The following is a 25,461-nucleotide window of genomic DNA, read 5'->3' as shown; positions in this document are numbered from 1 at the left end:
CTTTTTGAGGTCCCCAAACCAGCGCTAACTGAAATTCGCTCATTTTTAAAGACCAACTCAGTCAGCTACTGTACCTATTGCATTCAAGTTCTCCGTCAACGGACGGTTAGTCTTTAACATACAAAAACCTCGCGCAGTCACAGCAGCGCGAGGTTTTTTGTGTTAAAGATGTCCCTATTATAGGGTTGAATTTTCCGTTGTCGCTAAGAAACGTAAGCCTTTTGGAAAGAAATTCTTCACGGTCCGGCCAACAACTTTCCCAAAACCAACTGGTAAGCCGGCACAAGTTAGTACCACAAAACCGGTCATCGCTGGTGCCGTTAGTTCAAAAGTTTCACCATGAACATATTTAGTCCATTGTGTCGCAGTAATAGGCAATTTAGGTAGGTTCAAATCATCACTAGCCAAGGCTAACGCATAACTAGGTTCAAATCGTTTTTTCTTAAAGGTCCCTAATTGAATACCTGGACGAAAAACTTTTAACCGGCGCGTGACCGGCATCATTGCTGGCAATCCATACAACTGATCCCCATGTGCTTGCAAGACCAGCGCAGGAAAGTCGGTCACCTGCAATTGCGTTAAAAATTGGTGCCATAATTGTCGCTGAGCTGGCGTTAAGCTATCACGAACAACTTTGACTGGTTTAACCTTGGTCTCATCACGATAAACCAGCTTTGCAATAAAATGACCTTCACCACGCACTAAGTGTGGAAATAACCGGACAGCCTTCGCTAATTCAGGATTATTATCGGCCCATTCGGGTTTAGCTGCCACCATACCAGCACTTTTTTCGATTGGTTCTAGTGCCAATGCTGGATAAGTCGCCAATAACCATGCAATCATTTGTTCGTCTTCTTCAGGTGCAAACGTACACGTTGAATAAATCAAATGTCCGCCTGGCCGTAGCATCTTAACCGTCTCAGTTAGGATTTCTCGTTGGCGGGTTGCACATTCAGCTGGATACTCAGGCGACCAATATTGCATCGCATCCGGATCCTTACGAAACATGCCTTCACCAGAACAAGGGGCATCCACTAAAATCCGGTCAAAAAAGTGTGGTAACGCCTGCGCTAAATGCGCGGGGGTCTCATTCATAATCACAGCATTGCGGGCGCCATACCGCTCGACATTATCACCTAACGCCGTGACACGTTTGGGGTTGATTTCATTTGTGACTAATAACCCCGTTTGTTTTAAATAACTTAATAAATGCGTCGTCTTGCCACCAGGGGCCGCACATAAATCTAAAACCCGCTCATTCAATTCTGGTCGCGCCACTTCTCCAACCGTCATCGCACTGGGTTCTTGGCTATAAACAGCGCCAGCTAAATGTTCTAGCGAATTACCATTAACTTTGCCATAATAACCGATTTCACTGTAAGCAATCGGGTCAGCCATTTTGGCACGCATTGCGGGCGTCACTGCTTTTTCCGGATTAACGCGGAAGCCTTTTTCAACCGGTTCATCAAATGCCGCAAAAAAAGCCGGCGCTGCTGGACCAAGTAATTTTTGATATTTTGTAATAAATTCTGCTGGTAAGTTCAACCGTCAGTCCTCCTAATTCAAAACATGATCATAGAATAGATTACCACACTTCGAACCGCCCTCGCTGATCCACATTCGCATTCTTTCAGAAAATATGCTAAATTGAAAAGACTAAGCGTATTTCTGATAATTGAGGTGTTTTTTTAATGGAACGAAAATTGATTGCATTAGATTTAGACGGCACCACGTTGAATGCCAGTTCTAAATTAAACTTACCCACCATCCAAATCATGCAACGCCTGCAAACGGCCGGCCACTTAGTTAGTATTATTACCGGTCGTTCTTATCAAGGCTCGCAATTGATTTATGATGAGCTCCAACTAACCAGTCCTATGATTAATTTTAATGGTTCATTGGGACATTTACCCCACCAGCGATGGGATTCGGAATATCAATTCACGGTTAATAAAGCGATTGTCTTCGCTTTGGTGCAACACCGTGAACAATTGGGGATTAATCAAATCATTGCTGAAAACAAAAACAGTACCTTAACGGCCGGACAAGACCTAATTGCAGGTCAATTTTTCCCTGAAATTGCTAAAAGCTTACCAATTACACCGGCCAATTTAACCCGGAATCCTAACTCACTGGTCTTACTCGTAAAGCCGGCCCAACGATCAACCATTATTGCTTGGATTAATGACCACTTTGGTGATTTCGTCGATGTTGGCGTTTGGGGTGGGCCAAATGCCATTTTGGAAATTACGTCAAAAGGCGTGCATAAGGCCAAGGGCGTCGCTTACTTAGCCGACCAGTTTCATATTCCACGCCAAAACATTATTGCCTTTGGCGATGAACATAATGATTTAGAGATGTTGCAATATGCCGGCCTCGGCGTCGCCATGCGTAACGGTACTGCTAGTATCAAGGCAACCGCTGATGACGTGACTGCCTATGATAATGATCAAAATGGCGTAGCGCGCTATTTACAAGATTATTTTAAATTAGCTGAATAGGGCCAAACTAAAACCGCCATGGCAAGCTGGCGGTTTTTTTATGACACTCATTTCTCATAATGGCGCGCTCGATACCAACAGGAGCCGCCAATCACCAATACTGCAATTAAAAAAGCAATACTGATTTCATTCACTTTAGTTGTACTATCATTTCCATTAGTTGCTACTACCAACAATGCACCACTGCGGCTATCAATCACTTCTGGATGTTTAACCTGATACCTACTTTTAGACGCTGTCTGCACCATCGTTGGTTCGGATTGGTGGGCTTGAACGACTTGCGTCTTGCTACCTACAACTAATACCAAGCTCGCAATTAGTACCCCCAGCATGCGCCAATTAATTCGATTTAACCAGTCGAATTCTGGTTGCTTTTTTTCCACGAAAAACCGCCCCTCCAAGTCAGCTTAGTTACAGTGAATAAGTCTAATTTAGCGCAGTTAATCGTGAATGAAAAACTTAGTGTTTTATTTGGAAAGCTTATTAATATTCGCGTGCAGTTGTGTGATCAAAGTGGTTATCGTCAAAAAGACATTTGGGCTAATCCCAAATGCCTTTCAATTCAGTGCTGATTTTTAGACCGCTGCCGCCTTTCACTGCGTTTAACCTCGGTCTGTAACGCATCTACTTTTTGAGTTAAAGTCTCGATTTTAGCTAATAATAACTGAATATCCGCTTGACTATCAGCCGGCTTTAGCCTGTCGTTCTCACTAGTCTGAGTCGTGAAGAAGTCCGTAATCGTACTAGTTAGCAACCCAATAAACCCAATTCCACCGAACATTAGCGCGGCGGCAATAATTTTACCAACGGGCGTATGCGGTGTCTCATCGCCATAACCGACCGTTGTCGCGGTAGTAATCGCCCACCACAGGGAATTCGATAAGCTTTGATGTTCAAAAACCGAAAATAACAGCGCACTTAGCACAATGATGGCAATACTAATTGAAAATAGATAAATAAAACCGGTGCTATAAACAAAACGATGAAAATCATGTGACCACTTGCCGTCTAGGCCTAAACGCCAAAAAAGATGGTGATACTGAATCATCCGTGCCAACCGACCCAAGCGAAACAAGGCAAAGATAGGATGCATCGGAATAATCCCAATCAGATCAAACGCTGAATGAATCAAAAACATTTTACGATCATGAGCGGTCACAAAGCGAACTAAGTAGTCAATTGCAAAGACCGCCAATAAACTATTAGCCACCACCCGTTCCACTTGCCAATCACCAATGTGAAACGTCATTAAAATAACATTACCAACGGACAAGAGGGTTAATATTGTGACTGCTAAATGATAGCCGACGACCAAACTTTGCTGTCGTTTCCCCATATGATCAGACTCCTAGCACTATAAACTAGTTAATAATATAGTCTTATCGGCTTAAATTAACTAGTCACGACCCCCTAAATTTATTGGTTTATTAAGATTCTCAATCTGCACAAATAAAATGGCATCCAACCTAACCCGCAATGAGTTATTGGACGCCAAAAAAATTACCCTAAATCGCCAGTTAAGGCCTGCTTGACTCACCTACTGGCACATCAAACGCTTTTAATTATTGACCTTTGTCACCAACGGCACGTCTAACCGGACCAAATCGGCATACGTCTCTCGTTGAACGACCAGCTGGCTATGACCATCTTCACAAAAGACCACGGCGGGCCGTGGATTGCGGTTATAGTTACTTGCCATTGAATACCCGTAGGCCCCCGTATCTAAAACGGCTAAAATGTCACCCGGCTGTGTAGCCGGCAACTGCTGATTCCAAATCAACATATCGCCAGATTCACAATACTTACCGGCAATCGAGACAACCTCATCACTTGGTAACGTTGGGTTCTTAGCCAAGACAGCTTCATATTTTGCTTCATACAAGGCCGGTCGGATATTATCGCCCATCCCACCATCAACCGCCAAATATTTCCGAATTCCAGGAATTTCTTTAGTGGCGCCCAACGTATACAACGTCATCCCGGCCGTTGCGACCAATGACCGCCCCGGTTCAATCCAGATTTCTAACATGGGTACCGCATGCGCTTGCGTTTGTGCGATGGTCTCCTTAATGATTGCATCCACGAATTCAGTTGGTAATAGGGGTTGATCAGCTGACGTATACTTGACGCCGAAGCCACCCCCAACATTCATAATTTTAGGATAAAAGTTTAACTCGGTCTGCCAGCGGGCAAATACAGCCACTAGCTTATCCACGATCAGCTTAAAACCATCGACTTCAAAAATCTGGGAACCAATATGACAATGAATACCGACCAAATCTAAGTATGGCGCAGCCTGTGCTTGTTTGACTGCTGTATCCGCTTGACCACTATGCAAGTCAAAGCCAAACTTAGAATCCGCTTGCCCGGTCGAAATATACTCATGGGTATGCGCTGAAATTCCAGGTGCAATCCGTAACATAATGGTTGTCAACTGTTCACGTTCGGCCGTTAACCGTGCTAATAATTGCAATTCATAAAAATTATCAACCATAATGCAACCGACACCAGCATCCAATGCCATTGTTAATTCTTCAATCGACTTGTTATTACCATGAAATGACAACTTAGCCATCGGAAAACCAGCTTGCTTGGCAGTATATAATTCACCGCCAGACACGACATCACAGTGAATCCCAGCTTGCGCTGCCAACTGGTACATCGCAACCGTTGCAAAGGCCTTACTGGCATAACTAATCTGATAATGGACTTGATTGGCTTCAAAGACTTGTTTGAACGCCGCAATTTCGGCCCGAATTGCCCCCGTATCATAAACATAGAGGGGGGTTTGATACTGTTGTGCTAGCGCCAGCGTATCAACCCCGCCGACCGTTAAATGTTTTGCCGTATTTAAAACGGCTGGCGTAATTTGTTCATTCACAATTTAACCTCACTTTTTATTAGACCACGTGGCTCGATTCTAAAAGAACCGGCCCTTTAACCCGGCCGGTCCAAGCAATTCACCGCCTATTCGGCAGCTTCATCACTTTTTAAAACACCGCCAACACTGTAGCGGTCCTTTTGCATTTCATTCAAAATGACATGAATATGTTCAGCCGGCGCGCCAGTGTTCTTACTAACGGCCGTCGTCACGTCCTTAACCAGTGCTTTAAGTTGTGATTGTGAACGTCCGGCAATTAAATCAATGTGTACGATTGGCATGTGGTCACACTCCTATTATTATCTTATAAAATCTAATCATACCTTAATTTTCTAATTTTGCAACTGTTGGCGTTGTTCTGCTTGTTCCCGCTCATTCATAAATAAACCGCTAGTATCAACTGTATTTAAAATATTAATAAACGCATGCGCATCAGTGGTACTAACTGACGCCTGTAATGCGTATAATTCATAGCGATTTAAGACAACCATTAACGTCGCATTCGGTTGCCCAGAATACGCCCCTTTGGAATCAGTCATCGTAACTCCCCGTAGAATCGCCGTTTGAATCGCTTGTGCCACTGCATCTGGCTTCGTTGTCACAATAATCGCCGTCAACTTTTGATGGCGCGTATGAATTAAATCCACCATTCTTGTCGCCGCATAAATCGAAATGATCGTAAATAATGCATTTTCCCAACTAAACAACAGGCCAGACAATAGAATGATGGCAAAATTTATCAGGAACATCAAGCTACCAACGGTCCGTCCTGTTGCTCGTTCTAATACGAGGACGATAATATCAAAACCGCCCGTCGAAAAACCGTAACGCATCGTTATGCCAATACCGACTCCGGTCAAAATCCCGCCAAATAGAGCGCCCAGTAACGGATTATGGGCAATATTGGTGACCGGCATCAAAACTGCGGCCAGCGACGTTAAAAAGGCCGTTACAAAGCTCATAATCGTAAACCGATGACCTAACTTAAACCAACCTAACAAGGCGATTGGGACGTTAAATACCAGGATATAATACCCGGTGTTAATTTGCAGTCCCAGCGGCTTGCCGGCTGAATATAAAAGCTGAGCAATCCCATTAACCCCACCACTAAACGTGTTTGCCGGAATCAAAAATTCATTCAATGCAAATGCTGAAACCACCGCCGAAGCCACCATGACAACTAGTTGCCAAAGAAAGGCTAATCGTGGATTTGAAAGATGTGACATGCCCTAACCTTCTTTTCCTATTTTTCTCACTTGCTATTATAGCGAAAAAGCCCCATTTATTCATATAAATGCTAAAATTAGATTAGAAAATTTTTCTTGTCGGTTTACTTTTAGAAAGAAGGTCCCTTATGCTGACCCATCAGTTTAATCCTTATTCCGCTTGTACCAGTATCCTAGTCGGTAAAAATGCCACGGCGGATGGCTCAACCATGATTGGCCGCAATGAAGATTCACGGGCCGCTTGGGCGAAAAAGCTTGTCGTTCATGCGCATGCCGAATTTACCACTGCCCCAACATTTAAATCAGCGGATGTTGCGCATCCGTTTGAGCTGACTTTGCCCAAAATCCGCGCTAAATATACCGCTACCCCCGAATGGACCCCGAAGTTTGGGTTATTTGAAGAAGACGGCATTAATGAATACGGCGTCGCTATGAGTGCCACTGAGAGTGCTTATTGTAATACACGCGTTCTCGCCGCTGATCCATACGTGCAAAATGGCATTGGTGAAGAAGCGATGGTTACCGTAACATTACCTTACATTCACTCAGCACGGGCCGGAGTAGAACGCCTCGGTCACATTATTGAAACTGCTGGAACTTATGAGACTAATGGCATTCTCTTTAGCGATGCCGAAGAAGTCTGGTACATGGAAACCGGTGCCGGCCACTATTGGGTGGCACAACGGATTCCTGACGACGCCTATGCAGTCGTTGCTAACCAGTTAGCTATTCAAGAAATTGATTTAGCTGACCACGAGAATTTCTTATATGCAAAAGGGATTCGCGATTTCGTCGTAGACCATCAATTAGCCTCAATGACTAACGGCCTGAACTTCCGGGAAGTCTTTGGGACTGCTGACGTTTCAGACCAACACTACAATACCCCTCGCGTTTGGGATGGGCAGCGTTACTTTAGTCCCGAAATCGACCAAACACCTGAATCATTCAACTTACCTTTTATTCAACGTGCGAACCGCTTGATTCATATTGACGAGGCACAACACTTCTTAGCTTCACACTATGAAGGTACTCCCTTTGACCCCGTTGGTGGTGGCACTGATGCCGATAAGCACCGCTATCGACCAATCAGTCTAGCCAAAACTCAGGAATCTCACGTCTTGCAAATTCGGCCAGACTATCCCACTGCAATTAGTGGGATTCACTGGTTAGCGATGGGTGTCGCCGCTGAAAGCGTCTACGTGCCTTTTTATGCGGGCGCAGACACCACTCCAGCTGCCTATCAATTAGCGACTGAAAAGTTTGATCCTCAGTCCGCCTATTGGATTTTTAAACACGTTGGTGTCTTAGTCGATGCTCATTATCATGACCTGCATCCCAAATTGCAAGCCGTGCAACAGGACTTAGCGATTCAGCTTGGTCATCATCTAATAACCACGGATGCCACCCTTAAAACCTTATCAGCAACGGCTTTGCCAGCCGCGCTTGATCAAGCCAATGCGACTGCGGCGACCTTAGCTTTAACGGCCATGCAACAACTGGCGGCCGACTTGATTACCATTAGCACGGACCTGTCACCCTTAAATTATCAAACCGATTTGAATCTGTAACTCATCGAATCGAAGCATTTGTTTTTCAAGCATTTATTATCGTTTTGATAAGCGTGAGCATATTATTGGCCATTCTTTAAACGCTACGGCATAATGATAACAATTCTTATGATTAAGGGAGGTTATCTGATGAGTTTAGATGAAAAGATCGATAGCACTAAAGATAAGGTTAGTGGTAAGGCTAAAGAGGTTGAGGGTAAAGTTACCGGTGATAAAGCCCGCGAAACTGAGGGTAAAACAGAAGGGTTAATTGGCAAAGCGAAAGAAAAGTTAGCGGATGCCAAAGACTCAGTCAAAGGTGCCGTAGATGGTGCCAAAGAAAAATTAAATCAGTCCGATAAATAAGTTTTTATACGAATCAGTATCACCTAATTTGCCGAACCAACGGCTTTAGGCGGTGCTGGTTTTTTTTTGCATTGGTTCACCACTTGCCGCTTGAAACAAGTGACGACAGCTTCATATTTAATACCAATTGTATTGGTGAAGAGAAGTACGACAGTATCTCAATTACCAGTGCTATCTAAAAAGCGCCTGGGCCTGATAGAGCCAAGATAATTTGGAGGAAAAAGAATGTTAGTCGTTAGTGGTCTCGGCCTCGTTTTATTGATTATGCTAAAGGAACCCATAAGCTGGACGAACTACCTTGTTGTGAACCATTCAATTGTTCAGCTACTGTGGCTCCTTCTGACTTTTTAGCATCACTAGTGTCAGTAGGCGAGGTTGTCGCCGAGACCGAGATTCGTTTGTCAATTGCCTTTTGCAAATTATCCCTAAATACCTCTTTGATAGCTTTATAGGCTTCTTCAACCCCATCATCAGCAAGTGTTCTTTCACCAAACATAGCAATAAAACCAGTAGGCAAGTCATCAGCGCCGAGCTGTTCAGTCATTTTAGCCCGATTTTCAATAATCTTGCCGTGACGTTCTGCTTCGGCTAGCTTAGTCTGAAAATTATCACGGTCATACTGAGCTTTTTCGAGGTCTGACATTTTGTATAGTCCTTTTTCTGTTCAGCTGTGCTGGCTGGCTTTTCGTCATGTGTTTTAATAGCTGTTTGGATTAGCTTATCAACACTCGACTGCCATTCTTTCTCGTTGGCAAACGATTTAAATGGCGTAACTGGCTTACCATCCTTAGCGTCGCCGTCCTTGCTATCATTTTAATCAACATTACCATTATCGGCCACAACATCAGCAGCGTTAGCACCATCACCACTGGCTTCATCGCCACCTTCGGCAAACATTTGTAAATTCATCTTTAGTTTCAGTAGTTTTTTCATAATTAAGTTCCTCCATACCCACGCATTCCTGATAAATCAGCCCACAAAAAAAGCACCCCGTGCATTGCCCGAAGGCCCCACAAATTGTGCTAAATTGATCGTGGCATCCTTATCAGACCCACGCATGCTATTTAGTTTGAGTAGTTTAGTGACATGCTCAGGTCAAATTAAAAAGCCATCAGTAATATAATTGCCGATAGCTCTACTTGAAATCACTTGGACGATTGTAAACTCGTTCAATATCTTTTAATTCAATTGCAATATTTTCCCAGTCACTCGGTCCATCGCCAACATCAGCTAAGAAGTGCGTACTATCGAGAACTTCAACGATTCCCGCTGTACGTCCATCTTTCAACACAACATCATCAAACTCTTTAATTTCCATCCTTAGCCTCCTCGATAAAAGTAGTTGTCATCCGTGTAGAACCATGATCATCAATCCACGCAACTAACATATTGGTTGCATGGTTATCCTTATCATAAACAATGATATTTTGTTGATAACGTTCACCGTGCCCCAAGTCACCTTTGGATATCGCTGGATACTTCACGGCAGCATCTAAAATAATCTTTCGTAGTTCTTGATAATTGTTCGTTCCAATTCCAAGCTTATTAGTAATTAACTGACCCTTAGGCCATCCAACCTCACTGCCAGGATTGAACAAATACTTAGTGAACTTGGCAATTGGTAAATCCAAATTATTTAAATTAGGTAATTGTAACTCTAAATGATTGTTAAGCTTATTCTGACGTAAATAGTCAAGATGCAAATTACGCCAATCTCTATCATCATTATACTTCATTTCTTGAAACTTATTGAAGGTTGGCATATGTTTATCGCTAATGAATGCAGACATTTCATCATAAAATGCTTTGTCAGCAGGATAGCTATTAGTCCGCTGGTTACTCTTGTCAACTTCGTACTTACCGTGCTTCAAGACTAAAGCCTTTTCCCATTCCGCATAAGTAGCATCAGGCTTTAATTTAATCAGATTACCATCAATTGGATCGTTAGCAGTTCGATTTAACTTATACGGACTGTTTGATAAGTGAATAACAGCTAAGGTAAACAACAATGGACTAAAAGATATGATGCTAGATACGCCCAAAACGACAAAAAGTATTCAAAAGATTCCTCTAACCAATCGTGCCTACGATGCACTACTAGATCTGTGTCAACCACTCCCGACTAAAGTCGGAAGCTTGTGAGAATCGCACCTAACGGTACAATGACCACAATTTGCTTAGATACAGCGGTTGCCTGTAAACAGGTCTTACGTGCTAATTACCAAAGCCTTTACTGTCCGCAGGTTGCCAGACGGACAAGCAAGCTAGGCGCTTGTTGAGCCTTTTGCCAAAATATTCTTAGCGGCATTCCAATCTCGAATGTGATGGACGCCACACTGTGGGCACGTCCATTCACGATCTGCAAGAGTTAGCTTTTCATCACCATGCATTAAGTAGCCACAATCAGCACACGTTTGCGTCGTGTTTCGAGGGTTCACGGTAATAAATTTCTGCCCGTACAGATCAGCTTTATAGGACAACATACCCAAAAACGTGCGCCAACCTACATCGGCAATACTCATCGCCAGGGCGTGATTTCGTAGCATGTTCTTACTCCGCAACTCTTCAGCGACAACCAAATCGTGGTTCTTGATTAGTGTTGTCGAGACGAGATGCAAGAAGTTTTTACGTCGATTGGCTACTTTACGTTGGATAGTTGCGACAATTGCCCGTTGTTTTTGATAATTTTTAGCATTGCGTAAAGGACGGTGTTCCTTCTTCGCACGAAGTGCACGGCGCGATAGCTTGCGCTGGGCTTTTGCAAGTTTGCCCTTAATGGAACGATAGTAATGTGGATTGGCAACAATGTTGCCGTTAGAATCAGTTAGAAAATTATCAATATTTAAGTCAATGCCAATAGCTATGGCTGTTTTATTCTTTACTTCACTGACAAACGGTCGTTCAGAAGCCAGTTGCATCGAGATATAGTACCGACCAGTGGCATCCATTGAGATAGTTGTCGTTCCAATCCGCACATCATCTTGCCGATTAAGTAATTTAGTAGGCATTCCCTTGAACCGTAAGGTACCCAATTTTGGTAATTGTATATGCTGCTGGTCGAGTAATCGAACACTACCATTAGCCATACCAGGATTACCTACCTTACTAGCATACAGGCAGGAAGTTTGATATTTTTGCTCAGTTTGCTTTTTATGGAAAACTGGTGTGCCTGACTGATGAACCTTACGAAAAAGGTTCCAAGCAGCACGATAGTTTTTGATAGCATTAGCCTTCATCAGGCTATCTAGATCATGATCATTAAGCCAGCCATGGATGTTTGAAATGCCAGTTGCTGGTGACTTAAGACGCTGTTCTAATGTCTGAATACGTTGCTGAACCATGGTGATAGGAATTTTAACTTGACGTAACATAAGTAATTCCCGATTCATACCATTCATTTCGTTATAGATAAAGCGACTCGCATCACTATTGTGTTTGATCAACCGTTTTTGTTCAGTGGCTGGGAAAACACGCACTTTGACACCATAATGATAGGGTAGCTGGGCCATCGTTTTACTCATACGAATTCACCTCCTTAATTGTGTTATACTGAGTATAACACATGAGCATAGAATTATACGTATTAATACTATTAGCATACGCTTTAAGGAGCAAACAGATGAATAAAAACAACAACCACTTAGATGATACTATTTATGAACGTAACTACGTTTACAACTTCCATTTCCACTTAATATGGGTCACTAAGTACCGCAATACTGCATTTTCAACACCACAATTAGTAAATGATATGGAAATTATCCTTCAGCGAATCGCTGATCTCAATGAGGTCACTATCGAACATATGGAAGTTATGCCAGACCATGTCCACCTTCTTATTAGCTTTAAGCCAAAATATGCACCGACCAACGTTGTTAAGGCTTTCAAAGGTGGCTCTGCCCGTCTATTTTTCGAGAAACACCCTGAAATAAAACAGCAAAAATTCTGGGGCGGGCATCTATGGTCACATAGTTACTATATGAGTACACTCGGAAATATGAGTAAAGAAGTAGTGGAACGATACATTGACAATCAACGAACGACAGCGGCAAATAAAAATGCCTCCCGGCGTTAAGCTTAGGGCATTCATTCACCTGATTAAAATCAGGTGATTTCTGCCCTATTTTTAATTAAATTTGCGATTTCTTCACCACTGACTTCACCACAAAAATGCATCACCAATTTTTATAATGGTGATGCGTTTAAAAAACACAGCTACAAACGTTGTCACATCAACATTCCTATTTAACCTCCGAAGTATTAATAATCGGTTGTGAACCCCGCTCCGAAATAATGGTGACCATCATATTATTTATCAATTGTAATTTCTTATCATCTGAAAATTGCATCCCGGTATCCTTCTCTAGGCGCCGAATCGTCTCTTCCGTAATTGAAACAGCCCCTTCTACAATCACCTTACGCGCCGAAAGAATCGCGGAAGATTGTTGGCGCTGTAACATGGCACTGGCAATTTCAGTTGCATAGGCCAAATGAGTCAACCGTGTTTCTAAGATTTCTACACCAGCGACAGTTAACCGTGCCTGTAATTCAGCCGTTAGTCGATCAGACACTTCCGTTGGATTACTGCGTAACGTTAACTTCTTGTCATCATCAAAGGTATCATAGGGATACTCAGAAGCAACGTGGCGCACAGCCGATTCACTCTGAATCTGCACAAACTGTTCATAATCATCAACTGCAAACAAGGCCATACTGGTATCAACTACTTTAAACACAATAACAGCCGCAATCTCAACAGGATTACCACGTAAATCGTTCACTTTTAAAATGGCACTGTTAAAATTACGTACTCTTAGTGAGATTGAAAACTTACTCGTTAAGGGGACTGTCATAAATAAGCCAGAATCACGAATTGTGCCAATATATTTTCCAAAAAAGGTCATCACCCGTGCCTCATTAGGCCCCACAATAGTTAACGAGCTTGCACCAAAACCCGCAATAATAATTAAAATAGCGCCTAAAAAGACCGTCACCAACTGATTAGTCGTGCTTCCCGACCAGACTAACCAGCCACCACCGAGAACAAATAAAATAGCTAAGACTAATCCAATATACCCATTAATATGAAAAACTTGCTTTTCTTTCATACTTAAAAGCCCCCTTTTATGTTCTAAGTATACCTGTCAAAATTAGTAAAACCAGTTTAATTGCTTCAATTTTATCACCACAACCTAAAAATGACATTTAACCAGCCAATGGCGACCTAAATGTCATTTTAATATTAATTTAAGCTGAGCTAATGTGTCATCTGACGATTGCGCATAAAGAGTGCTGCGCTTAAGCCACCAACAATCACAATACCAGCTGCAGTCAAGGTCACGGCTCGTGTGCCATTGGCGTATGCTTGCCAAACAAGTTGTTGTACGGTCTTAGCAAACGGCATTTGACTCAACCGCTGACTGTAAGCAATCGCATGACCTGAGAATGGCCCCGCCTTTACTAAAGCCGCATGAATGGCAGTAGCGGAGACTTTTGGTAATTTGGCCTGACTGAAATGTTGGGTCAAATACTGTTCATAAACATTACTTTGAACCAAGCCCATGGTCACGATACCCAGTGTGACCCCAATCTGCCGAAAGACGTTAATTAAGCCGGATGCCATCCCCATTTCACGGACAGCAACCCCTTCCATACCTGCAGAATTCAATAAAGGATTAACCAAGCCATTAGTAATCCCCATCAAAACCATGCCAGGCCACAATTGCGCAAAAGATACCTTAACCGTCATGGCGTTGGCTAACATCAAAAACCCAATACCGCCCAAGAATAAACTACCACTAATCATCCATTTTTTAGAATATCGATTGCCTAAATACCCCGTGACTGGTCCTAATATCAATGACCAAATACTGATCGTTAATTGTCGGACCCCTGCATCCAGCGCTGAATACCCCATATAATTTTGCATGAGCGCAGTGAGATAAGTGTTATAAGAATAAATTCCAGCTCCCAAAGTTAAGGCGACAATAACCGTCCCAATAAAATGCGGATTTTTAAACATGGTTAAATTGACCATGGGTTGCTTCGTATGAGCTTCCACCAAAATGAAAAGTCCAAAACATACGACTGCGGTACCTAACCATAGCAACATGTGCATGCTCGTCCAACCCCATGTCGGATGGCTTTCTTTTAAAATCAAGCCATAAATCAAGGCAAATAAGCTTGCAGCTGACAAAAACATTCCAATAAAATCAATTTTTTTGTTAGTGCTAATATCAGGCACCTCGTCGACATAAATCAACGTTAACACAATGGCAATTAAACCAATCGGAATATTAACGAAAAAAATTGACCGCCAGCCAAATAACGCCACTAAATAGCCACCGACTAATGGCCCTGAAGCCGAAGATAGCCCAATCACGGACCCTAAAATTCCTAACGCAACGCCACGTTGGCTCCCTTTGAAACTAACGGCGACGAGCGCCATCGCCAAAGCATTCATCCCGGCACCGCCAAGCGCTTGAACCCCACGCCCAATGTCCAGAACTAACAAAGATGGTGCAAGGCCATTAACTGCCGAGGCTAAGACAAAAAGTCCTAGTGAAATCACAAAAATCTTCTTTAAACCATACATATCACCAATTTTAGCGACAATCAGTAACGTGACCCCTAAAACTAGTGAATATGCATTCAACACCCATTGCACATTATTAAATGATTCATTAAAATCACGAACCATTGTTGGTAACGCCACGTTTACAATCGTGACATCTAAGAGCGCCATAAAGACACCCAGTGATAGGGCAACTAACCCAATCCATTTTCGGTAATTTTTAGTCATTGTTGGTCATTCCTCCATGTGCGATCACTTGCTGCACTTTCTCTAATTGTTGGTTACTCCATTTGATTTTAGCTTCACTCTCCGCAATCTGTAAACTGAGCGTACGCAAGCCCCAATCGACTGAAACTTGGTTTGAACCGCCTACCGCTGATTTTCTTTCTAAATGCACATAAATCCGTTGATAACTTTGTAAGTCAGTCAAAACAGCATTTTTATAGTCATTCAAAATTTGACCTTGAACCATCGGTGTTTCCTGTGCCATTCCCTTAAACTTAAATCGATAGATAGATTCTCGTTTCGCATCCATCGGCACCGGTGCTAACAACATCGTATGTAAATGCGCTTTACCAGTAGCTGTTAAATGCGCTAACCGTTTCCCACGCGAACTTTCGGTAGCGGCAACAAAGACAATATCACCAGCCGCCGCTAACTTATTCAGCAAGGGATACATGACCCCATTTGAAATCTTACGCCGCGGGACTAACGAATTTTCAAGCACTTTGCCTAACTTATAACCCGATCGGTCATGATCAAGTAACGCGCCCAATACTAATAAGTCATACATTTGCGTCTCCTCCTGTTCAATAAGTCTTAACGACTTATTAAGTATAGGTCTTTTCGACGTATTGTCAATTATTATTTTAGCTTATGCCAAAATAAGAGTGCTAAATCCCTTGCGCAGTTAAAAACAGCCTGACAACGCCGCTATGTGACGAGGCCTGCCGCTTATAATTAGCCAGTGACTCTTTAATTTTCTGATTTAGCCATCAAAAAAGCCAGCTAACTGAAAACTCAGTTAACTGGCTCATTAAACTCAAGCAAAAGCTTGTTGTTTAATTGATTTTAAATTAGTTACGGCGACGTTCTGGAATCCGCGCAGCCTTACCATGTAAGTCACGTAAGTAGTATAACTTAGCACGACGAACACGACCTTGACGGACAACATCGATTGAAGCAACCCGTGGTGTGTGTAATGGGAAAGTCCGTTCAACACCGACACCGTTACTGATTTTACGAACTGTATAAGTTTCGCTAATTCCAGAACCGTGACGTTTGATAACGACACCTTCAAATAATTGGATCCGTTCACGCGTGCCTTCAACAACTCGGGCATGGATGCGAACAGTATCACCGGCACGGAAATCAGGGATATCCGTACGGAGTTGTTCATTGGTAAGCTTTTCGATCAATTGGTTTTGACGCATAGTTTAGTTCTTCCTTTCGCCGAAATTCGTGACAACTTGGTCAGCGGAATGTCGTTAATGGGCTTAATAGCCAATAAATAGAATACCATATTACAGGGGGCCACTGCAAGTTTTTCTTTACTGACCGGCGGCATCCGCCTTAATATCAGCCAATAGCTGCCGTGCCCTGCCCGACAACTGTAACTTGGCCAACATATCAGGCCGTCGTTCATAGGTCCGCTTTAAAGCCTGCTGTAACCGCCACTCATCAATTTTACCGTGGTCCCCGCTCAATAAGATATCTGGGACCTTTAGCCCCCGAAAATCAGCTGGACGCGTGTATTGTGGATATTCCAGCAAGCCAGACGAAAAGGAATCTCCAGGCGCCGATTCAGCATTACCCAACACGCCCGGAATCAACCGCACCGTCGCATCAATCATCACCATGGCACCTAGTTCGCCACCCGTTAAGACATAATCACCGAGCGAAACCTCATCCGTCACTAATGACCGAATACGTTCATCATAACCCTCATAATGCCCGCAAATAAACGTGAGGTGGTCTTCTTTAGCAAAGTCTTCTGCAACCGTCTGAGTGAACTGATACCCTGCTGGATCAAGTAGAATGACCCGCCCCTTAGTAGGATGCTTGGCTTCAACATCCGCTAAGGCGTCAAAAATCGGTTGCGGTTGTAATAACATCCCCGCCCCACCCCCATAAGGGTAGTCATCGACATGTTGGTGTTTATCCGTCGTATAGTCGCGAAAGTTCGTGACTCCCACGTCAATGACTTGATTTTCCACAGCATTGCCAATCATAGATTCATGTAAGGGCCCGGTGAACATCTCTGGAAATAAACTTAGAATGTCAATCCGCATTAATCAATCAATCCTTCCATCAATTCCACCGTAACCGTCTCAGTGGCTAAATCAACCGTTTTAATAACTTGCGGAATCTTTGGTAGCAAGACGTCAGCTTGACCATGCTCGCGTTGCACGACCCAGACATCATTGGCGCCAGGTGCCAGAATTTCTTTAATGTGACCTAACGTTTCTCCGGTCGTAGTGACCACCTTAAGACCAACGATTTGATGATAATAATATTGACCAGCGGGTAAGTCCTGTAACTTATCAGCTGTGACTTTTAACGTCCAACCTTTATACTTTTCAACATCATTTATATTGTCAAAACCGGCGAAAGTTAAAAAGAATAAGCCTTTTTGTGCGCGTGAACTTGTAATGGTGACGGTTAACCCACCGGTCGTGTCATCGATATCTTTAAATAGCGTTAATTGTTGCCCTTTGGCAAAACGTTTTTCCGGAAAATCCGTTACTGCGACGACCTTCACTTCACCACGGATGCCATGCGTATTAACTAAAGTTCCAACTCGATAATAATCCATTTGGTTGCCTCCTCAAAAAATCAATTTAATTGTAATAAAAAAACACTCAAACAAAACATTGCTGCTTCGCTCAAGCGTTTTTTTTCTGTCCATCTTCGATCGTAAGACGGACGCGTTTAGGTCCAGAAACTCGGACACTATAAACAATCGTTCGAATTGCTGAAGCAACCCGGCCCTGTCGACCAATGACCCGCCCGATATCCTCAGGATTAACAGTTAAGTTATATTCTAAGTAACGACTAGTTTCTTGGAAACCAATCTTAATATCGGTTGGATGTTGGACTAACGGCGTAACGACCGTTTGGATTAAAGCTTTAATATCTGCCATGATCAATTACCGCTTTATTATTTAGTGAACTTAGCTTCGTGATACTTCTTCATGATACCGGCTTTTGATAAGATATTCTTAACCGTATCTGAAGGTTGTGCACCATTGTTCAACCAACCGAGGATATCTTCCTCTTCAAGTTTAACTTGGGCTGGTTCTGTAAGTGGGTTGTATGTGCCGACTTGGGCGATAAAACGACCATCACGTGGTGACCGTGAGTCTGCGACAACAATCCGGTAAAATGGATTTTTCTTAGAACCCATCCGCTTTAGACGAATCTTGACTGACATTTAAACACCTCCCGAATTCTTTAACAGGTAATAATATACCAGTAAATCAATAGCTTGTAAAGGTTTTTTTCTTGACAGGCTAAAAAATGGTTTAGATTAACGTTTACGCCGCCGCATTGCCTTGGCTAATCGCTTCTTTTTTTGCTTTTTAGTTTGACGGACCATCCGGTTCATTGCCATCTTTTGCATTTTACCGCCAACGCCATTGCCCATTAAGCCTTCCATCCCAGAAAAGTTGCCTTTAGACATTTGGTTCATCATTTTCTTAGTTTGGTTGAATTGCTTAATCATCCGGTTAACTTCTTGCACTGGTCGGCCAGACCCAGCCGCAATTCGGCGCCGCCGAGAGGGGTTCAACAAGTCGGGATCAGCCTTTTCTTTCGCTGTCATTGAATAAACGATGGCCCGGATATGGGCAATATCCTTCGGGTCCATAGTCATATTCTTCATCGCCGGATTGTTCGCCATGCCTGGAATCATCTTCATGATATCTTCCATGCTCCCCATCTTATCAACTTGGTCCAGTTGATCGATGAAGTCATTAAAGTCAAAGCTGTTTTCCTGAATCTTTAAATTCATTTCTTCAGCTTGTTTTTCATCATATTGCTGTTGCGCCTTTTCAATCAAGGTCAACATATCGCCCATACCTAAGATACGATCAGCCATACGATCAGGGTGGAAGACGTCTAAGTCGGTCATCTTTTCGCCTTGACCAACGAACTTAATTGGCTTACCCGTTACGGCCCGAATGGATAAAGCGGCCCCACCACGGGTGTCACCATCTAACTTCGTCAAGACGACCCCGGTCACATCCAGCTTGTCATTAAAGCCTTGTGCCGTATTAACCGCATTTTGACCGGTCATCGCATCAATGACTAACAAGATTTCGTCAGGATGGACTAAATCTTTAATGTTAGCCAATTCATTCATGAGCTGTTCATCAATTTGTAATCGCCCAGCCGTATCAATAAAGACATAATCATTATGATTAGTGGCCGCTTGTTGCATCCCTTGGCGCACGATTTCAACAGGATCAACATCCGTTCCTAATTGGAACACGGGCACATCAATTTGATCCCCAACTTGTTGCAATTGTTCAATCGCAGCAGGCCGATAGATATCCGCCGCAATCATTAGCGGCCGCGCATTTTGTTCAGTCTTTAGTTTTAAGGCTAATTTCCCAACAGTGGTCGTTTTACCGGCCCCTTGCAACCCAGCCATCATAATGACTGTTGGAATCTTATCCGATTGATTCAACGGTACCGCCGTCTCACCCATCGTCTTGGTCAATTCTTCATTAACGATTTTGACGATTTGTTGAGCGGGGTTCAATCCTTCAAGGACTTTAGCTCCGAGTGCTCGGTCCCGAACCGTTTTAACAAAATCTTTGACCACCGTAAAATTAACATCGGCTTCTAATAGTGCCAGCCGAATTTCACGCATGGTTTGTCGTAAATCACTTTCGGAAACTTTCCCTTTCCGTCGGAGATTGGTCATCGCCTTTTGTAAACGTTCTGTTAGGCCTTCAAATGCCATTAGTGTCACCTAACCTTCATTTTATTATTCTGAGTCAGCTTCTAAGTTGACTAGTTGTTGAATCATTTTTAACAAGTGTGCATCACCATGATAAGATTTTTTAATATAATCAGAAATCGCATCTACTTGGTGATTACGAGCAACAAACGCCTGATAAAGATGCAATTTGGTTTCGTAATCTTCCAAAATCTTTTCGGTTCGCTTGATATTATCATAGACGGCCTGCCGTGAAACGGCAAACTCCGCCGCAATCTCGCCTAATGAATAATCGTCACCATAATATAACTGAATGTAACTTTTTTGTTTATTCGTTAATAAGGGTTCATAGAATTCAAATAACGAATTGATGCGATAATTCTTTGCAATTTCCATGCGAGGCTCCTTCAATTGACAGCGCAGTAATACAAGCTTAATCTAGAGTACCGATTTTACTGAGAAAGGTCAACTCTTAACCAGTAATCACGTCTTTAAATAGCCCATAAACAAAGTCATTTGCATTAAATGGTCGTAAATCAGTGACCTTTTCACCTAAGCCAACGTATTTAACCGCTAAATGTAACTCGTTACGAATAGCTAACACAATCCCACCACGAGCGGTACCATCTAACTTCGTCAAGACGATGCCCGTCACTGCAGTCGATTGTTTAAATAACTTCGCTTGGTTCAACGCATTTTGACCCGTAGTCGCATCCAAGACTAGCAGAACTTCTTGGGGGGCTGCTGGAATCTCACGCGTAATCACCCGTTTGATTTTTTCCAATTCATTCATCAAGTTGACTTTGTTTTGTAAACGGCCCGCCGTATCGACGAACAAAATATCATAAGCTTCAGCTTTAGCTCGCTTCACCGCATCAAAACAAACAGCCGCCGGATCACTCTTTTCCGGACCCGCAACCACGTCGACGCCATCACGTTTGCCCCATACTTGTAACTGTTGAATAGCGCCAGCTCTAAAGGTATCACAAGCCGCTAGCAACACTTTTTTACCCTGTTGCTTATACATATTCGCCATCTTACCAATTGTCGTTGTTTTACCAGCGCCATTCACGCCGACAAATAAAATCACGGTCGGTCCGGATGCGGCTAAATGAATACTATTATCTTCACCGGCACCAGCTTCACCATACATGTCGACTAATTTTTCAACAATGACACTCGAGATTTCTTTTTTACTTTTAGCATTTTTGAGTTTTACTTCATCGCGTAACTCATCACTAATTTGCATCGCCGTTTCATAGCCAACATCGGATTCAATGAGCGTATCTTCCAATTCATCAAAGAAGCCTTCATCCACGTGCCGGAAATTGGCTAAAAAGTTGTTAATCCGGTCACCAAACGTTTGACGTGATTTCTTTAATCCTTGATCATACCGTTCCGCTTCCGTGGGTTCGGCTGCAGCCGTCGCTGGTTCAACACTTGGTTCAACGTTTGATTCTGCAACTTCACTAGCCGCTGGTTCACTTGCGGGCGCTAAAGATGCCGCTGCTGATGATGCACTATTGGTCGCCTGACTATCAACGACATCAGCTTCAGCACTCACTACTGGTGCGCCACTAGCGGCACTCGCTGGTACTGATGAAGTGGCTGTGACTTCAACAACGGTTGGCGTCGTCGGTGCCGCAACCGTTGTAGCGGTGCTGGTTGCTGGTTCAGCCGATGCAGTACTTGTAGCAGTGACGGCTGCAGTCGCTTGACTGTCATCAGTCGTTTCAGCGGCGGTACTTGTACTGGCCGCACTTGAAGCTGCTTCGGACTCTGGTAAACTAAATGCTTTTTTGAGGCGACTAAATAATCCCATTTATTTGACACTCCTTTGAGTTAATTTTGGGTCGTTTTTAAATCATCCAATGATACTGAGACCATCTTAGAGACGCCGGATTCTTCCATGGTCACGCCATATAACACGTTAGCATGCATCATAGTCCCTTTCCGGTGAGTAATGATGACAAATTGGGTGTCCGTTTGAAAATCATTCAAATACTGACTAAACCGATCGACATTGGCATCATCTAGGGCAGCTTCAGCCTCATCTAAAATACTAAACGGCGTCGGTCGAACTGCCAAGATAGCAAACAACAAGGTAATTGCCGTCAGGGCCCGTTCACCACCAGATAATAAGCTTAAGCGTTGGAATTTTTTGCCGGGTGGCTGTGCCATAATATCGACCCCACTTGTCAACAAGTGGTCGGGATCAGTTAGCATCAAGCGCGCTTCGCCACCGCCAAACATCTGACTAAAAATTTGACTAAAGGCCGTGGCAACTTGATCAAAGGCCGTTTTAAACCGTGTGACCACGGTTGCGTCTAAGTCCGCCATCGTTTGTAACAAGTGTACTTTAGCCGCCTTCAAATCGCTGGCTTGTTGTGTTAAGAAGTCATAGCGAGCGGATACCCGGTCGAATTCTTCAATTGCACCTAAATTAACAGTCCCAATCTCATCTAAGCCACGTTTTAATAGCTTTAATTGGTCATTAATTTCTGTCAACGTTAATGAACTGACCGTTGCTTGCGCCGCACTGACAGTTAAGTCATATTTCTCTGCCAAATCAGCGGTTGCATGTTCAACTTCGCCCGTTAACTTGGTTTGACTAAGCTCTAATCGACGATAGTCATCCGTTGCAGCTGCAGCTAATTCGCGTTGACGCGTTTGCTGAGTGGTTGCAGCCGCAACACCATCAGTTAAAGCCGTCAAATCAGCTTGTACTTGGGCTTGCTGGGCAACGACTTTGGCTTGCTCAGCTTTGGCTTGCTTTAAGCGTGCAGTTCGTTCTTGCACGGAAAGTTGCTGACTTGATAGATTCGTTTGAATTTGGGCCAAACTAGCAGTCGCCGTTGTTTTCGCCATTGTCTGGCTTTTAAGTTGCGCTTGGCATTGCTGCAACTGTTGTTCAGTTTGTTTACAACGCTCTTTTAACGTCACTAACGTTTCACGTTGCGTTTGCAACTTACCCGTCTGGTCCTTTTGATACTGTTCATAGTCACGTTGTTGTTGTTCAATATTAGCCATTTCAGCCTTGAAATCAGCTAATTTTTGCTGATTTTCGGCTAAATTAGTTTTATTTTCACTGACTTGCGTAGCATAACTGGTCTCATCCGTCGCCCGTTGCGTCTGTTCATAGGTTAATGCTTTGACTTGGCGCGCTAATTGCTGGCGGTCATTTTGCGCCGCTTGCAACGCTACTTGCGCCTGTGACAGCTGTTGCTGCAACGCTGCTAAGTGTTGTTGCCGGGTTTCAATCTGACTGACCAATTCTTGCCCTAACTGCTTGGCCGTTGCTAGTGCTTGTTCGTGCGTGATTAGGGCCGCATCCATTTTTTCAATGTTAGCGGTTAGGCTTTTGACTCGTTGTTGTTGTTGCAATGGACCCTGTGTTTCATGGCGATTAGCCCCACCAGTAATAGCCCCACTGGCAGCAATGGTTTCACCAGCAACCGTAACGAATTTACAATGAAACCGCCGCGTTTTGGAAATAGTCAGCGCATGCTCGAGCGTATCCACAATGACCGTCGTCCCTAACAAATAGCGCTTAATGGCGACAAACGCTTGCTCACATTTGATTAATTCACTCGCAACGCCGACCACGCCAACTTGTTGCTGGAGATCGTGCTCTGTCGCTACGGGCAACTGCCGGGCTTGAATCCGTTCAACTGGTAAAAAGGTCGCCCGACCCAAATGTTGTTGCTTTAAAAAATTAACCACATTCCGGGCGGTAAATTGTGTATCACAAACCACATTCTGGAGTTGACCGCCTAAAGCGACTTCAACCGCTTTCGTGTAATCAGCTGGCACCGTCAATAATTCAGAAACCGGCCCAGCCACCCCCGGAAATTGTTGCCGATGCTGTAGCACGGTCCGTACCCCAGCGTAAAAATTCGTATAGCGTTCTTGCGCCGCTTGCAAGTTTTCGACTTCTAGGCGCGCTTTTTGCTTGATTCCCGCCGCATCGAACAACTGCTGCTGTTGCTCGTCAACTTTAACCCGATTCGCTTTTTGTTGTGCTTCTCGTTGCTGGAGTAATTGCTTTTCAGCAGTGACTTGATTGGCTAACTCACTGCGAACCCGATTTTTAACATCGACCGTGGTTTCAGCTTGTTTGAGCTGGGCCTGACTAGTCGCTAAATTTTGGGCAGCGGCGGTTCGTTGCGTATCAGTTTGTTGGTGCTGTTTATCTAAATGCTTCGCTTCATTATTGAGTGAGGCCTGACGCTGCATTTCGTTAATATAATCCGCTCGCAGCTGTGCCAGTTGCGCGGCTAATTGTTGCCGGCCTTGCGCACTAGTGGCAATCGTTAACTGATCGACCACAGCCTCAACGGTCATAACCCGCTGCTTTTGCGTAGCTAACTGCGTTGTTAACTCGGTTTGTTGCGTCGTCAGCGTCTGAAGTTGGGCCGTTGCTGCTGCTAATTCAGCTTGGACCCGTTGATGGGTGGCCTGCTGATTTTGCTGGCGTTCAGCATCCACCCCTTGTTGACCTTGGGTATTTTCGATGGTTTTAGTCAACGTTAAGTTTTTAGCAGTTAGCTTGTCCTTTTGGCGTAACTTGGCACTTTGATCTGCTTGCATTTGCGCCAATTGTTGTGCGCCAGCGGTGGCCTTTTGCTGATAATCCGTGACTAAAGCTTTGGCCTTCACCAACTGTGCATTAACTTCGACTAATTGATCATGGGCAATCGTGACTTTTTTAGCCAACCGCGCCTGATCAAGCTGATCAAATTTTTGTTTTTGATCTTGATAATCACGGGCTAAGCTTGCTTGTTCAGCCAATGGCTCCCTTTGTTGTGCCAATTCGGTCACAATATCATTGACGCGATCCAAATAATCCGTCGTTTCAGCTAATTTGTTTTCGGTCGTCAATTTATCTTTTTTATACTTCAAAACCCCCGCCACATCTTCAATGATACTGCGACGTTCTTCTGGTTTAGCATTAAAAACCGCTTCAACGCGGCCTTGTGAAATGACTGAAAATGAATCCTTCCCCAAACCGGTATCTACCATCAAGTTAGTAATATCCTTGAGGCGACACGCTTGATTGTTGATGAGGTATTCGCTATCACCATTTCGAAATAATTTCCGTGTAATGCTGACTTCGGCATAATCCAGGGGGAGAAAGTGATCACTATTGTCAAAAACAATGGTCACTTTTGCGAGATTCAGCGGTTTACGATGCGCTGAGCCGGCAAAAATTACATCGGCCATTTTCGTGCCTCGTAAATGTTTGACAGCTTGCTCACCTAGAACCCAACGAATGGCTTCAATAATGTTACTTTTGCCACTCCCATTTGGTCCAACGATCCCTGTCATACCAGCTTGAAAGTCAATTTTTGTTTTATCGGCAAACGACTTAAAGCCGCTGATTTCTAATGATTTAAGTTGCATTCGACCCAAACTTCCTGT

At 43.6% G+C, this 25,461-nt stretch carries 26 protein-coding genes; 4 read left to right on the top strand and 22 right to left on the bottom strand.

Going from position 1 to position 25,461, the window contains the following annotated elements:
* Positions 1-177 precede the first annotated feature (177 nt).
* Positions 178-1,545, bottom strand: coding sequence for an RsmF rRNA methyltransferase first C-terminal domain-containing protein (locus tag C5Z26_RS02055; RefSeq protein ID WP_105448371.1), 1,368 nt, complete (start codon positions 1,543-1,545; stop codon positions 178-180).
* A gap of 146 nt (positions 1,546-1,691) precedes the next feature.
* Here C5Z26_RS02055 and C5Z26_RS02050 point away from each other — a divergent pair, with 146 nt between their 5' ends.
* Positions 1,692-2,501, top strand: coding sequence for a Cof-type HAD-IIB family hydrolase (locus C5Z26_RS02050; RefSeq protein WP_105448370.1), 810 nt, complete (start codon positions 1,692-1,694; stop codon positions 2,499-2,501).
* Between the two features lie 47 nt (positions 2,502-2,548).
* On the opposite strand, the gene C5Z26_RS02045 is transcribed toward C5Z26_RS02050, so the two are convergent.
* The 5 genes from C5Z26_RS02045 to C5Z26_RS02025 form a co-directional block, all read right to left on the bottom strand.
* Positions 2,549-2,884 carry a hypothetical protein gene (locus tag C5Z26_RS02045; protein WP_105448369.1) on the bottom strand — a complete coding sequence of 112 codons (336 nt, stop codon included), beginning with the start codon at positions 2,882-2,884 and terminating at the stop codon, positions 2,549-2,551.
* Between the two features lie 179 nt (positions 2,885-3,063).
* Positions 3,064-3,837: a potassium channel family protein gene (locus tag C5Z26_RS02040; RefSeq protein ID WP_105448368.1), complete on the bottom strand. Its 774-nt coding sequence runs from the start codon at positions 3,835-3,837 to the stop codon at positions 3,064-3,066.
* A 222-nt stretch (positions 3,838-4,059) separates the two neighbouring features.
* Positions 4,060-5,382, bottom strand: a complete 1,323-nt coding sequence (lysA, locus tag C5Z26_RS02035; protein ID WP_105448367.1) for a diaminopimelate decarboxylase — start codon at positions 5,380-5,382, stop codon at positions 4,060-4,062.
* An 86-nt stretch (positions 5,383-5,468) separates the two neighbouring features.
* Complete coding sequence (thmT, locus tag C5Z26_RS02030) at positions 5,469-5,663, bottom strand: 2-hydroxymuconate tautomerase (protein WP_105448366.1); 195 nt, start codon at positions 5,661-5,663, stop codon at positions 5,469-5,471.
* A 51-nt stretch (positions 5,664-5,714) separates the two neighbouring features.
* Positions 5,715-6,608 (bottom strand): YitT family protein, encoded by an 894-nt coding sequence (locus C5Z26_RS02025; protein WP_105448365.1) that lies wholly within the window; start codon positions 6,606-6,608, stop codon positions 5,715-5,717.
* A 128-nt stretch (positions 6,609-6,736) separates the two neighbouring features.
* Between C5Z26_RS02025 and C5Z26_RS02020 the strand changes: the two genes are divergently transcribed.
* Both C5Z26_RS02020 and C5Z26_RS02015 read left to right on the top strand, forming a co-directional pair.
* Positions 6,737-8,176, top strand: a complete 1,440-nt coding sequence (locus C5Z26_RS02020; protein WP_105448364.1) for a C69 family dipeptidase — start codon at positions 6,737-6,739, stop codon at positions 8,174-8,176.
* A gap of 129 nt (positions 8,177-8,305) precedes the next feature.
* Positions 8,306-8,521 (top strand): CsbD family protein, encoded by a 216-nt coding sequence (locus tag C5Z26_RS02015; RefSeq protein WP_105448363.1) that lies wholly within the window; start codon positions 8,306-8,308, stop codon positions 8,519-8,521.
* A gap of 262 nt (positions 8,522-8,783) precedes the next feature.
* Here C5Z26_RS02015 and C5Z26_RS12580 read toward each other — a convergent pair whose 3' ends face one another.
* From C5Z26_RS12580 to C5Z26_RS01995, 4 genes are all read right to left on the bottom strand, one after another.
* Entirely contained in the window at positions 8,784-9,164 is a 381-nt protein-coding gene (locus C5Z26_RS12580; RefSeq protein WP_234005709.1) for a DUF4355 domain-containing protein, read from the bottom strand.
* A 492-nt stretch (positions 9,165-9,656) separates the two neighbouring features.
* On the bottom strand, positions 9,657-9,839 hold the full coding sequence (locus C5Z26_RS02005; RefSeq protein ID WP_105448362.1) for a hypothetical protein: 183 nt from the start codon (positions 9,837-9,839) through the stop codon (positions 9,657-9,659).
* A complete protein-coding gene (locus C5Z26_RS02000; RefSeq protein WP_105448361.1) occupies positions 9,829-10,527 on the bottom strand; it encodes a DUF6883 domain-containing protein in 699 nt (232 codons plus the stop codon). Before C5Z26_RS02000 ends, C5Z26_RS02005 begins: the two co-directional genes overlap by 11 nt.
* Positions 10,528-10,785: 258 nt before the next feature.
* A complete protein-coding gene (locus C5Z26_RS01995; protein WP_105448360.1) occupies positions 10,786-12,042 on the bottom strand; it encodes an RNA-guided endonuclease InsQ/TnpB family protein in 1,257 nt (418 codons plus the stop codon).
* Between the two features lie 98 nt (positions 12,043-12,140).
* Between C5Z26_RS01995 and tnpA the strand changes: the two genes are divergently transcribed.
* On the top strand, positions 12,141-12,596 hold the full coding sequence (gene tnpA, locus C5Z26_RS01990; RefSeq protein ID WP_105448359.1) for an IS200/IS605 family transposase: 456 nt from the start codon (positions 12,141-12,143) through the stop codon (positions 12,594-12,596).
* A 166-nt stretch (positions 12,597-12,762) separates the two neighbouring features.
* Here tnpA and C5Z26_RS01985 read toward each other — a convergent pair whose 3' ends face one another.
* The 12 genes from C5Z26_RS01985 to smc form a co-directional block, all read right to left on the bottom strand.
* Positions 12,763-13,629 carry an SPFH domain-containing protein gene (locus C5Z26_RS01985; RefSeq protein ID WP_105448358.1) on the bottom strand — a complete coding sequence of 289 codons (867 nt, stop codon included), beginning with the start codon at positions 13,627-13,629 and terminating at the stop codon, positions 12,763-12,765.
* A gap of 149 nt (positions 13,630-13,778) precedes the next feature.
* Positions 13,779-15,323, bottom strand: coding sequence for an MFS transporter (locus tag C5Z26_RS01980; protein WP_105448357.1), 1,545 nt, complete (start codon positions 15,321-15,323; stop codon positions 13,779-13,781).
* Positions 15,316-15,888 (bottom strand): PadR family transcriptional regulator, encoded by a 573-nt coding sequence (locus C5Z26_RS01975; RefSeq protein WP_105448356.1) that lies wholly within the window; start codon positions 15,886-15,888, stop codon positions 15,316-15,318. Before C5Z26_RS01975 ends, C5Z26_RS01980 begins: the two co-directional genes overlap by 8 nt.
* Positions 15,889-16,171: 283 nt before the next feature.
* Positions 16,172-16,528 (bottom strand): 50S ribosomal protein L19, encoded by a 357-nt coding sequence (rplS, locus tag C5Z26_RS01970; RefSeq protein WP_105448355.1) that lies wholly within the window; start codon positions 16,526-16,528, stop codon positions 16,172-16,174.
* Between the two features lie 117 nt (positions 16,529-16,645).
* Positions 16,646-17,386, bottom strand: coding sequence for a tRNA (guanosine(37)-N1)-methyltransferase TrmD (gene trmD, locus C5Z26_RS01965; protein WP_105448354.1), 741 nt, complete (start codon positions 17,384-17,386; stop codon positions 16,646-16,648).
* Complete coding sequence (gene rimM / locus C5Z26_RS01960) at positions 17,386-17,910, bottom strand: ribosome maturation factor RimM (RefSeq protein WP_105448353.1); 525 nt, start codon at positions 17,908-17,910, stop codon at positions 17,386-17,388. Before rimM ends, trmD begins: the two co-directional genes overlap by 1 nt.
* A 70-nt stretch (positions 17,911-17,980) precedes the next feature.
* Entirely contained in the window at positions 17,981-18,238 is a 258-nt protein-coding gene (khpA, locus tag C5Z26_RS01955; protein WP_105448352.1) for an RNA-binding protein KhpA, read from the bottom strand.
* A 17-nt stretch (positions 18,239-18,255) separates the two neighbouring features.
* Positions 18,256-18,528 (bottom strand): 30S ribosomal protein S16, encoded by a 273-nt coding sequence (gene rpsP, locus C5Z26_RS01950; RefSeq protein WP_003638633.1) that lies wholly within the window; start codon positions 18,526-18,528, stop codon positions 18,256-18,258.
* Positions 18,529-18,624: 96 nt separating this feature from the next.
* A complete protein-coding gene (ffh, locus tag C5Z26_RS01945) occupies positions 18,625-20,064 on the bottom strand; it encodes a signal recognition particle protein (protein WP_105448351.1) in 1,440 nt (479 codons plus the stop codon).
* A 24-nt stretch (positions 20,065-20,088) separates the two neighbouring features.
* A complete protein-coding gene (locus C5Z26_RS01940; RefSeq protein ID WP_105448350.1) occupies positions 20,089-20,436 on the bottom strand; it encodes a putative DNA-binding protein in 348 nt (115 codons plus the stop codon).
* A gap of 76 nt (positions 20,437-20,512) precedes the next feature.
* A complete protein-coding gene (gene ftsY, locus C5Z26_RS01935; protein ID WP_105448349.1) occupies positions 20,513-21,862 on the bottom strand; it encodes a signal recognition particle-docking protein FtsY in 1,350 nt (449 codons plus the stop codon).
* Positions 21,863-21,882: 20 nt separating this feature from the next.
* Positions 21,883-25,443, bottom strand: a complete 3,561-nt coding sequence (gene smc / locus C5Z26_RS01930; protein WP_105448348.1) for a chromosome segregation protein SMC — start codon at positions 25,441-25,443, stop codon at positions 21,883-21,885.
* Positions 25,444-25,461: the final 18 nt, after the last annotated feature.

This window comes from Lactobacillus sp. CBA3606, from assembly GCF_002970935.1.
Lineage (GTDB): Bacteria > Bacillota > Bacilli > Lactobacillales > Lactobacillaceae > Lactiplantibacillus.
The sequence above is the reverse complement of the archived record's forward strand: the minus strand, read 5'-3'. Positions and strand labels throughout refer to the sequence as shown.